The 11,017-nt window shown below is 43.4% G+C and carries 9 protein-coding genes; 5 read left to right on the forward strand and 4 right to left on the reverse strand.

The features are described 5' to 3' along the window. The first annotated feature begins 174 nt into the window (after positions 1–174). The 4 genes from iolC (at position 175) to grxB (ending at position 4,962) form a co-directional block, all read left to right on the forward strand. Positions 175–2,082 carry a 5-dehydro-2-deoxygluconokinase gene (iolC, locus tag DBX26_RS08545; protein WP_118118748.1) on the forward strand — a complete coding sequence of 636 codons (1,908 nt, stop codon included), beginning with the start codon at positions 175–177 and terminating at the stop codon, positions 2,080–2,082. A 111-nt stretch (positions 2,083–2,193) separates the two neighbouring features. Next, complete coding sequence (locus DBX26_RS08550; RefSeq protein ID WP_118118750.1) at positions 2,194–2,934, forward strand: sulfite exporter TauE/SafE family protein; 741 nt, start codon at positions 2,194–2,196, stop codon at positions 2,932–2,934. A gap of 346 nt (positions 2,935–3,280) precedes the next feature. After that, a complete protein-coding gene (locus DBX26_RS08555) occupies positions 3,281–4,123 on the forward strand; it encodes a MurR/RpiR family transcriptional regulator (RefSeq protein ID WP_014232094.1) in 843 nt (280 codons plus the stop codon). Between the two features lie 188 nt (positions 4,124–4,311). After that, entirely contained in the window at positions 4,312–4,962 is a 651-nt protein-coding gene (gene grxB / locus DBX26_RS08560; RefSeq protein WP_118118752.1) for a glutaredoxin 2, read from the forward strand. Between the two features lie 53 nt (positions 4,963–5,015). Here grxB and DBX26_RS08565 read toward each other — a convergent pair whose 3' ends face one another. Both DBX26_RS08565 and DBX26_RS08570 read right to left on the reverse strand, forming a co-directional pair. After that, positions 5,016–5,903, reverse strand: coding sequence for a DMT family transporter (locus tag DBX26_RS08565; RefSeq protein ID WP_065296968.1), 888 nt, complete (start codon positions 5,901–5,903; stop codon positions 5,016–5,018). Positions 5,904–5,941: 38 nt separating this feature from the next. Beyond that, positions 5,942–6,793 carry a MurR/RpiR family transcriptional regulator gene (locus DBX26_RS08570; RefSeq protein WP_065296969.1) on the reverse strand — a complete coding sequence of 284 codons (852 nt, stop codon included), beginning with the start codon at positions 6,791–6,793 and terminating at the stop codon, positions 5,942–5,944. Between the two features lie 539 nt (positions 6,794–7,332). Here DBX26_RS08570 and DBX26_RS08575 point away from each other — a divergent pair. Then, positions 7,333–8,154, forward strand: coding sequence for a sugar phosphate isomerase/epimerase (locus tag DBX26_RS08575; protein ID WP_118118754.1), 822 nt, complete (start codon positions 7,333–7,335; stop codon positions 8,152–8,154). Between the two features lie 92 nt (positions 8,155–8,246). On the opposite strand, the gene DBX26_RS08580 is transcribed toward DBX26_RS08575, so the two are convergent. Together DBX26_RS08580 and DBX26_RS08585 are read right to left on the reverse strand one after the other, a co-directional pair. Beyond that, complete coding sequence (locus DBX26_RS08580) at positions 8,247–9,287, reverse strand: LacI family DNA-binding transcriptional regulator (protein ID WP_118118756.1); 1,041 nt, start codon at positions 9,285–9,287, stop codon at positions 8,247–8,249. Between the two features lie 225 nt (positions 9,288–9,512). Further along, positions 9,513–10,967, reverse strand: coding sequence for a sugar porter family MFS transporter (locus tag DBX26_RS08585; protein WP_065299835.1), 1,455 nt, complete (start codon positions 10,965–10,967; stop codon positions 9,513–9,515). Between the last annotated feature and the right edge of the window lie 50 nt (positions 10,968–11,017).

Genomic DNA, 11,017 nt, shown 5'->3' on the forward strand with positions numbered 1-11,017 from the left:
CACAAAACGAATCAAATATCCCACTTTAAATTGAAAATGAAACAAATATTCCGTATAAAGGTTTTATTGAAACGTGAAACGCATATGGGCATTGCCTTAACGCAGACACAAAAACTTTAGCATTGGAACCATCCTAGTGATGACGGTAAGAGTTTAAGCTCTGAGGAGAAGAATGTGAGTATTGAGAAAAAGCTAGATGTCATTTGTATGGGCCGCATTGCGGTTGATCTTTACGGTCAACAGATCGGCGCTCGTTTAGAAGACATGGGATCTTTTAATAAGTACCTTGGTGGCTCATCAGGTAATGTGGCTTACGGCACAGCAGTACAAGGATTGAAATCATCAATGCTTGCACGCGTTGGTGACGAGCACATGGGCCGTTTCCTACGTGAAGAACTCGAGCGTGTTGGCTGTGATACTAGTCACTTGATCACTGACAAAGAGCGTTTGACAGGTCTGGTTATTCTGGGCATCAAAGACGAAGATACTTTCCCTCTGATCTTCTGCCGCGAAAACTGTGCTGACATGGCAATCAGCAAAGATGACTTTACTGAAGAGTACATCGCGTCTGCTCGCTGTCTGGCAATCACTGGTACTCACCTATCCAATCCAAAAACGCGCGAAGCCGTACTTACCGCATTGAAATACGCTCGTCGCAATGGTGTAAAAACGGCGCTAGACATCGACTACCGCCCAGTACTTTGGGGGCTGACTTCACTGGGTGATGGCGAAACTCGTTACATCGCTTCAGACAAAGTGACTCAAGAACTGCAAGAAGTACTCGGCCTGTTCGATGTTATTGTCGGCACAGAAGAAGAGTTCCATATTTGTGGTGGTACAGATAACACTATCGATGCACTAAAAGCCGTACGTAAAGTTTCTGATGCTGAGCTAGTGTGCAAACGAGGTGCTCTGGGCTGCTCTGTATACAGCGAAGAAGTGCCAAACGATCTTGATGACGGTCTGACAATTCACGGCGTTCGCGTTGACGTGCTTAACGTTCTTGGCGCTGGCGATGCATTCATGTCTGGTTTGCTACGCGGCTACCTAAACGATGAAGGTTGGGAAAAAGCATGTGCATACGCTAACGCTTGTGGTGCGTTGGTTGTTTCTCGTCACGGCTGTGCTCCGGCCATGCCAACTAAGTTAGAGCTTGATAATTACATCACTCGCGCTGCTGATGTAAAACGTCCTGACCTGGATGTAGAGCTCAACCACCTACACCGCGTTACGACACGTAAAGCTCCTCAGTGGGATGAGTTATGTGTGATGGCATTTGACCACCGAAGCCAACTTGAAGACATGGCTCGTGAAGCGGGTACAGACACGGCACGTATCAAAACGCTTAAAAAACTTATCTTTAAAGCAAGCCAACAAGTCGCACAAGAAGCGAACTTAGCGGGTAAAGCAGGCTTACTGTGTGATAGCACATTCGGCCAAGATGTACTGAATGAAGTGACAGGACAAGGTTGGTGGATTGGCCGTCCAATCGAGTTACCGGGTTCACGTCCACTGCGCTTAGAGCACGGTAACATCGGTTCACAATTAATCGACTGGCCTCTTGAGCACGTGGTGAAGTGCCTAGTGTTCTACAGCCCAGAAGACGAGCTAGTTATCCGTACAGAGCAAGAAGAACTGGTTCAAGAAGTCTACCAGGCATGTTGTAAATCTGGTCATGAGTTGCTACTGGAAGTCATCCTGCCGGCTGGCGTGAAGAAAGAAGACAGACTTTACATTCAGGCTCTGGAGCGTTTCTACGACCTGGGTATCAAGCCAGACTGGTGGAAACTGCCAGCTCTTGAAGCCGATAGCTGGGACACGGTCAGCGCAGTAGTCACAGAGCGCGATGCATTCTGCCGTGGCGTAGTCATCCTGGGCCTAGATGCACCTCAGGAAGAGCTACAAAAAGGCTTTGATGCAACTGCGGGTAAAGAGATCGTTAAAGGGTTCGCGGTTGGTCGTACGCTATTTGGTGAGCCATCACGTCAATGGCTGGCGAATAGCATTAACGATGAAACGCTGATCGAAAATATCAAGCAGAACTACCACAACCTGATTGCACTTTGGCGTCAGCGTGGTTAATTCCCAATAAAAACGCTAGATAGGTATGAGAGCTTTTTCTGTTGGGCTTAAGTACCTGTTCTTAGCAACCCCAAAGCGCCCGTCTGGGCGCTTTTTACATGGAGCGAAGAAATGATCATCACAGACCCATGGTTTTATATCGTATCCATACCCGCAGTCCTCATTTACGGAATAGGTAAAGGGGGACTCGGTGGCGCATTAGGTGTCATTTCAGTACCACTGATGGCATGGACCATCTCACCAACCCAAGCCGCTGCGATACTGCTGCCGATCTTATGTGTTATGGATTTCTTTGCCGTTAAACACCACCGCCATTTTGCAGATGTTCGGGTGATAAAACGCATGTTGCCAGCATCGGCCCTCGGAGTAGCTCTGGCAGCGTTGTATTTAGGAAGTATGACCGAGTCTAGCGTGAAGCTGATTGTTGGACTGTTGTCGGTACTGTTCTTCTTTATGCACCGGTTCCAGCGTAAACAACCAAAACCTGGAGGAACGTTTTCAGCCTGGTTCTGGAGTACGTTATGTGGCTTTTCCAGTACCGCCATTCATGCTGGAGGTGGCCCTGCCAGTCTTTACCTACTCCCGCTACGGCTCGAAAAAACCACATTAATCGCAACGATGGCCGTCCTGTTTGCCATCATCAATCTGTTTAAACTGGTGCCATTTACTTTACTTGGCACCTTCGATAGCACCAACTTACTGACTTCTTTGGTTCTCATGCCATTGGCACCAATAGGCGTAAAAATGGGGGTGTGGTTACTGGATAAAGTCCCTCAGGAAATTATCTACCAACTGTGTTACGGCTTCTTACTCTTATCCGGAACAAAATTGCTCCTTGAAGGGATAAGCTAAAACCATTCTTTCACCCGAAAATTCTTATTACAAAACGAAATGACGAAGGGAGCCAGTTGGCTCCCTTTTATAGTATCGGTGAAAAATAAAGACGATTAACTCACGCCCACTATCGAAAAACTTCGATAAGTCATCTGAAAGTAAATGAATGCCAACAAGGTTTGTGTCATCAAGAAACTTATCTAAAAACTATCAACGAGCACCACAGATGATTTGAATTGATTCATTAGAAGTAAATGAGAAATAGATCGAATTTGTCAGATATGACAGCTATATGAACGATTTCATTTTTAAGCTAAAATGAAACACTTAAAGCAAGTCACAGAATGAATCTATGGAGAACATAATGTCAGCACCAACCACACTAAGTGAATTGCAAGACCAAATCAGGAATCGCTACGGTGATTTAAGTAAACGTCTTCAACAAGTTGCAGCTTATGTACTTGATAATAAAAGCAGTGTCGCGTTTGAAACTGTTTCTGTTATTGCTGAACAAGCTGATGTTCCGCCATCGACATTGATTCGTTTTGCCAGCGCTTTCGGCTACAGTGGCTTTAACGAAATGAAACAACTATTTCGTACAAACTTACTTGAAGAGACATCTAGCTACACTGATCGAGTGAAACTTTCAAAAAGCATGGATGCCGACGAAGAGCCACCAGAGCGCCCTATTGATATTCTGCAAGCTTTTGCACGCGCCAATACCAGTGCAATACAACAACTGTCGACTCAAATCGACGAAGACAGCCTCAACAAAGCGGTAAAACTGCTCTCTGAAGCAGACAATATTTACGTCATCGGTCTTGGACGCTCATTCAGTATCTCTTCATACTTAACGTACGCATTCCGTCACCTGAACAAACGTGCGTTTCTTATTGATGGGCTTGGTGGCATGTTCAAAGAGCAAATCAACATGATTCGCGAAAACGACGTAGTCGTAGCGATCAGTTTCTATCCGTACGCGCAAGATACTACTGATGTGAGTGATGCGTTAGCAAACACAGGCACAAAGCAGATCATTCTTACCGACAGCCAGATCAGCCCACTTGCAGCCTTTAGTGATGTCTGCTTTGTCGTCAAAGAAGGCAAAGTAGATGCATTCCGTTCTCAGGTGGCGTCACTATGTCTCGCCCAGACGTTAGCGGTTTCACTGGCTTTTCAGGAAAGCGAAAACAATTCGGCAGCATAGTCCGATCAATAATTCTGGGTGTATTGAGATACGCCCAGCGTCCACCTCTCCTCCCTTTTTTCCTGTGTTGTTTCGCTCTTTGTTGTTGAGCTCCAACACAAACACATAAAACAAGTGAAAAAATAATTTCATTTTAATCTATAATTGAATATTAATTCCCTTAAATATTTTCAATAGGTAGGAGAAAGATGAAGTTATTTGTTTTTGAACATTGCCCGTTTTGTATCAAGGCGATGATGCTCGCGAATCTGAAAGACATGCCTGTCGAGTTTGTGTATTTACAAAACCACGATGTGGATGCCCGTATCGACAAAGTTGGCGCAAATATGGTTCCTATCCTTGAAAAAGAAGATGGTACCTACATGGCAGAAAGCCTTGATATTGTGAAATATTTAGATGAATGGGATGGCAACCCTGTATTATCAGAGGCTGTACATCAAACTGATATCGACCGTTACAATCAGGCAGTCAAAAGTGTTGAAGGTCCACTTGTACATCCACGCTGGATGGAAATCACTTTGCCCGAGTTTGGTAGTGCAGAGGCCAAAGCTTGGTTTACCACCAATAAATCGAAAATGATCGGAATGTCATTTGAACAGGCGATGGCGCAAAGTAATGAGTTTCTCATTCAACTGAACCACGCTCTGCGTAACCTGGAATGGCTTACGCTACCTTCAAGTCGCGATAATGTTCTCAGTTACGATGACATTAACGTCTACCCTACTCTGAGAAACCTTACCGTAATCAAAGGCGTGGAGTTCCCAACAAACGTTCGTCGCTATATCGATGAAGTGACGGCGTTAACCAACATTCCGCTTTATGACCACGTAGCGGTATAGCTAACTTAGCGCCCAACCACACGGGCGCTGATTGTTTTTAAAAAGTACATTGTTTAAAAAGCACGCAGCCTCTTCACCTTCACTCGTACTAAGTCCCAGCATCGATAAACCATCAATGCGGTTAAAATAAGTACAATACCCAGAATTTTATTGGTCGACATCACTTCATTTAACCAAACGACGCTGATCAATACGGTCCATAGAGGCTCTAATGTCATCAACAGAGCAGCATTGGTTGCATTTGTGCCGCTCTGGCCTTTGATTTGAATGAAGAAGCGCAGACATGTCGCCGGAATGACACTAGCGGCAAACCAACCCAACGTACTCATACTGATTGAAGTTGGCCAAGACTCTATACAGGCGGAAAAAAGAATTGCCAATAGGCCGCCAGTGAAAAACTGAACACAAGTGAGGTAAAGCACGGGAATAGTTTGAGAATGATGACTATTACAAATGAAATGTAACGCCACAAAAGCCGCCGAAATAAAAAAGAACAGTTCCCCTGTAGACATTGAGAAACTGCCCGAGAGGGATAGAAAATACAGTCCCGCGCTGACGAATGGAAGAGAAGCCCAAAAAGGGCGTGTTGGCCGCTGTTTAAACAGCATCCACCCCCAGATAGGTACAAATAGCATAGAAAGGCTCATGATAAATGCGCCCACACCCAGTTCATCACTGACCGAGACGGCATAAATCCACAAAGATAAAGACAAACCTTGCAGTAGCCCTATCCATCCCGCTGTGACAAACTGCTGGCGATCGCCACGAACCAGCTGCTTCATGCCGAATGGCGCGATAATCACAGCGGCGCAAACAAACCGAAATCCAATAAACGCCAGTGGTGGTAGCTCCGCAACAGCCTGCTTAGAAAACAACCACCCCAACCCCGCTAATATGGTGGCAGAAAACAGATACAGTTCCGCTTTTTTATTTGAAGTCATTACCGCCTCTACGTTTATGGAAAACCAGCTACACCCTATTAAATATCCAGAGCGTCGACCTGCGTCTCTTCATTTGTGTTGTAAATAAGTGCAACCACAAGTGACTGAATCAAACATTGGGTTGCGGATAAAGTCCGATACTTTTCTAACTGCGACTCTTTAATCACAAAACAGGCATCGCTATTGGTGGCGATAGGGCTTACCTGGCTGTCAGTAATCGCTATCTTCTTTACGCCTTTTTCTTCCACGACTTCACTAACCATTACCGATTCGTCAGAATAAGGTTCACTGCTGATGATGACGACCACATCACCTCTGTGTATCGTCTGCATTTGCTGCAGATAAATTGCCCCCAAACCATCAACAAGAAACACGCGGCGGTCAATACGTCTCAGTGCGTAAACAAGGTATGATGCCATGCCAAAGCTTTGCCCGAAGCCAACCACATATATATTATTCGCCTCATTAAGCAACGTAACCGCTACTTGGAGTGTGTCGTGCTCAATTTGCACGTTTAAGTCTTCAAGGGAGTTGATGTTCGCCTTAGCTAGCTGAGCAAGAATATTCGCTGGAGTCTCGATATTCTGATCATCATCTAAGCCCGCACCAATCCGAGCATAGCCGGTGTAACTCTCCGTCTGTTCAGCTAAATTAATACGAAACACTTTCTTGATGTCATTGAATCCACGATAGTGAAAAGCGTGCGCAAACCGAGTCAGCGTCGATGGCGGAACCTCCGCATTACGTGCTATTTCGGACACCGAATCGAACGCGATACTTTCCGGTTTTTCAACGACATACTTAGCAACTTGTTGTAAGCGTTGACTCAAATCTTCATACTTTGCGTATATGTCCCTTTGCAGTTCTTTCACGTTTGTTGCTGCAATCATATTCCCTCCTTGGAATAAGCTGTGCTCTATGAACAAGGCAATCATCAACCATCACAACAAATACAATCCCAGCCATAAAAACGTGTTGTCGAGAAGTTCGGGATTTACACAAAAGATGATCAGGCTATATCAATCCATAGTTGATATGGAAATTTTATTCCATTTTAAATCAAAAATGAAATTTTAGTCAATGTAAATGATTGTCTGTGTTGAAAGCGAGAAAGTGCCAAACAATGTCAGAGCAGAGCACTAAACATCCACACTCAGTCAGTAGTTGATTGTTCGATGGATTTATTAATCGGCCAAGAACCTGATTTTACTTATCAATTAAACTCAGCTAATTCATTAACTAAACGAAGGTTGGTACGAGTTTTCCCGTGGTACTTTGCTGTTCATTGCAAGGGAATTGGTCTTTTCACCCTTCTATCTTACTTCTAGCTCACACTATTTCATGAAATTTAATATTTAAAATCAATTAATTTGAAATTTAAATTCCAAAAAATATACTAATAGTATGACATCAATACAAGGACTCCCTTATGTTAAAAGCTCTACATGGTATTTCTACAAAAAGTAGTAACGTTATTACGGATGCTCGTATTGCACATGATATTGGTTATGATTGCTTAGAAATTCTGGGCGATAAGCTTATTAGCTACCAAGATAACGGTGGAACGAATAAAAAATTAAAGGAAGTTCTTGATGGCTATGGTTTAAGTGCTGGGTGTATCAATGCCCTTCTTTCTATAGAGCGTCATCAAGGCGAAGAACGTACACAAATGCTCGAAGAGGCAAGGAGGTTAACTCAAGCAGCAGCCGAACTTGATTGTCCAACGGTGCAAATTCTTGCCCTCAATGGTATCGATCACCTCCCGGACGATCAAATCATGGATATTATGACCGAGAATATTGGTTCCATCGCTGATATCGGTAAAGAATATGGAGTCCGATATCAAATAGAAGTTATTGCCTTTACTAAGTTTCGCTCGCTAGAACAGGGACTTGAAGTTATCCGTCGCTTAGGCCGTGACAACGTGGGTATGGTGGCCGACTTTTGGCATTTATGGGCAACGGGATCTAAACCAGAAGACATCGCGAAATTAGATAAGAACCTCATCTATGGTGTTCACTTTTGTGACGGCCGATTACCCTATGAAGGCGAAGATTGGGATCAACTCGTCCAACGTGGTTACATGCCAGGAGAAGGTGATATTGATATTCAAGCTTGGGTGGATGCAGTTAAAGCGACGGGTTATGACGGTATGTGGTCAGCAGAACTACTGAGTCCGAAGCACTGGGAATATGACTTATATGATATTGCACAACAATGCTTTGATAATATGAAAAAGTATATTGGTTAATATTTCATTTTAATCATAGATAAAACGTGCCGTTAAAAATAAGCGATTACAATCAACGGCACATATAGGGCATAAAATTCACTTTCGGTTTACTATATGTTTTCTCGACAGTAAGTATCTATAAGCACAGGTTCAAAACTTAATGGCGACTGGTTATTACCCTCTGACTGGTAAACTACTTTAAACAACTGCTCGATCAGCTGCTCTTTTCTCGTTGATAATACGGTGTGAACTAAGCCTTCATCCAAAGCGTCTCGTGTTACATCTGTTAGCTCATGACAAACAGTAAAAATTTCCTTTTTAGTACGATGATTTTTTAGCGCTTCAATAACACCTTCACTTCCACCTCCTGCACAATAAATAGCAGAAAGATTTGGATGACAAACGAGAAGCTCTTCTGCCGACTCTAAAGCAAGCGAATAATTTTCAAGGCTCATTGTCGATTCAATGACTTCAGTATCAGGAGCATGTTCCTCAAAATAGGAGTAAAACCCACTCATATACCCAGATTGGCAATGGAACCTTTTACTTCCGGATATAATACCCACTGCCCCATTATCATTAGCCATATGATGAATGTACCAGGCTGCAAGCCTCCCCATCACATTGGGATTAATACCTAGATGATGTATCTCTTCCGTTGTATTTAATTGGCTCAGTAACGATATGATGTTGACGCCATTGCTAGCTAGCTTGTCAACGGCTTCTATAATCTGGGGGTGTTCAGGAGAAACCAGTGCAATGGTGTCGTATGCGTCTGATATTCGATTGAGCAATGTGGTGTAAGTCAGGTGGTTTAAGTCGTCCAGATAAAATATCTTCAGCTTACAGTGTGGAAACTTATCGTAGACCTCATTTTGAATACTTTCTCCTAACAGCTTATAGAAATGCTGGTTTTGGGAAAGAAGAATTACTGCGAGGTTTTTTTCCAGATAGGTGTCATTTAAGGCAGTTTCGACCAGACGTGTTGCACGGAACCCAATCTCCTCGGCTGAAGCTAGTACTTTTTCTATAGTTTTACGTCTTACCGTCGAGCGTCGATTCAGTACCCTATCAACCGTTGCGGTACTAACACCCGCATGCATAGCAAGATCCGCTATTGTTACTCTTCTATTCTTTGCTTTATTCGTCATGAAATATCTTTTATTAAGAGTTGGTTACAAGGGTAGCCTTTCAATAGCCTTGAAACGATATTGAGTCAAGCGCCTACCTACGCTCAACTGGTCTGATCATGAGAATGGCGCACATTCCAAGTGACCTAACCGATATAAAAGATCACAGGCTTTGTATGTTCAAAAAACAAATAACGCTAAAGTTTAATAACCTTAGCGCTACGTATTCAAAAACGTTAATCCTTCTTATGCTTTACTGCCTAATATATGCTCTTCCATCTTTTCCAATGAAACGCCCTTAGTTTCTGGCAGGAAGCGAGCAATAAAGAAGTAAGACATCGCCATACACGAAGCAAAGACCCACATAGGGAATGCACCATTAAAATGCTCATTTAACCATGCGTTATCGTTCATAATTGGGAACAAAAGGCCGATAAAGAAGTTACTTACCCACATGCTTCCGATAGCAAATGACATACCCAACGAACGCATTCTATTTGGGAAGATTTCAGAAACGACAATCCACGCGCCCAAGCTCCATGAAAATGCGAAACAAATCATAAAGACCATCATCCCGAATAATGTCCAGTAGCCCATTTGAATGGCTTCTTCGCCCACTAGACCACTTGATTGATAGATGAAGTACGAGGTGAGTAATAAGCCAATAGTCGCGCCAATCGAACCCGCCTTGAGAAGCGGAGTGCGACCCACTTTATCCATTAATAAAGAACCAATTGATGTACCAATAAGTTGAATCACACCAACCCAGATGGTTAAGAATAAAGAAATTTCTGCATTTCCAGTTACTTTTTCTAAAACAACAGGGGCAAAGTACATCATGACGTTAACGCCACTGGCCTGTTGAAAAATTGCAATTGCTGATGCGATAAAGACAAAAAACCAAAAGTGTTTCTCACGTACTACTGTCTGCTTGCTAGCGACTTGCTTGCTCACGCTTTCATCAACAATTGATTCTTGAATAGTAACAAGCTTTTCTTTCGCTTTTTCTGGATTGAATATACGAGCAAGGATTTTCTCGGCTTTAGCCATCTCACCCTTCATCACTAACCAGCGCGGAGATTCAGGAATAATCAAGGAAGCCACCAGAAATAACACACAAGGAATCACTTCCGAACCGAGCATAACCCTCCAGCCAGTATCAACTAGCCATGTTTCAGCCATACCTTTCGCAATTAAGTAGTTGACGACAAATATCACCACTTGGCCACCAACAATGGCGAAGTTTTGCATGCTGAGCGCTCGACCACGAACTATCTTTGGCGACACTTCCGAGATATACATTGGCGAAATGGAAGAAGCTAGCCCGACAGCCAGTCCTCCGATCATACGAAATACAATGAACCAAAAGAAGGTGTCAGCAAGTGCCGAACCTACCGCAGAGACTGTGAATAGAATTGCCGCAAAAATTAGCGAACGTTTTCGACCATATTTAGCACCAATTCGACCCGATGCAAGCGCACCGATAATACAGCCAATCGCAACATTTGATACCGCCCACCCCACACCAAATGAGTCGAGTTGGAAATATTGTTTTATCGGTCCGATAGCACCGGAAATAACGGCAGTATCATAACCAAATAATAAGCCGCCCAGTGCAGCAATACTACAAATTAATAATACGTACCTAACGTTGTACTCTTGTGATATCACAGGCTTTGATATATCGCTTATTGCGGACATACATCCTCCTTGAAAGATCAAGCTCTTTATTTTTTAAAATTAGATTAGCG

Origin of the sequence: Vibrio sp. dhg (assembly GCF_003443775.1) — a bacterium.
GTDB classification, from domain to species: domain Bacteria; phylum Pseudomonadota; class Gammaproteobacteria; order Enterobacterales; family Vibrionaceae; genus Vibrio; species Vibrio natriegens.

Excerpts from the sequence above, each read along its gene's own strand:
- DBX26_RS08550 (WP_118118750.1), top strand. The coding sequence starts at position 2,194 with ATGATCATCACAGACCCATGGTTTTATATCGTATCCATACCCGCAGTC.
- DBX26_RS08555 (WP_014232094.1), top strand. The coding sequence starts at position 3,281 with ATGTCAGCACCAACCACACTAAGTGAATTGCAAGACCAAATCAGGAAT.
- grxB (WP_118118752.1), top strand. The coding sequence starts at position 4,312 with ATGAAGTTATTTGTTTTTGAACATTGCCCGTTTTGTATCAAGGCGATG.
- DBX26_RS08565 (WP_065296968.1), bottom strand. The coding sequence starts at position 5,903 with ATGACTTCAAATAAAAAAGCGGAACTGTATCTGTTTTCTGCCACCATA.
- DBX26_RS08570 (WP_065296969.1), bottom strand. The coding sequence starts at position 6,793 with ATGATTGCAGCAACAAACGTGAAAGAACTGCAAAGGGACATATACGCA.
- DBX26_RS08575 (WP_118118754.1), top strand. The coding sequence starts at position 7,333 with ATGTTAAAAGCTCTACATGGTATTTCTACAAAAAGTAGTAACGTTATT.
- DBX26_RS08580 (WP_118118756.1), bottom strand. The coding sequence starts at position 9,287 with ATGACGAATAAAGCAAAGAATAGAAGAGTAACAATAGCGGATCTTGCT.
- DBX26_RS08585 (WP_065299835.1), bottom strand. The coding sequence starts at position 10,967 with ATGTCCGCAATAAGCGATATATCAAAGCCTGTGATATCACAAGAGTAC.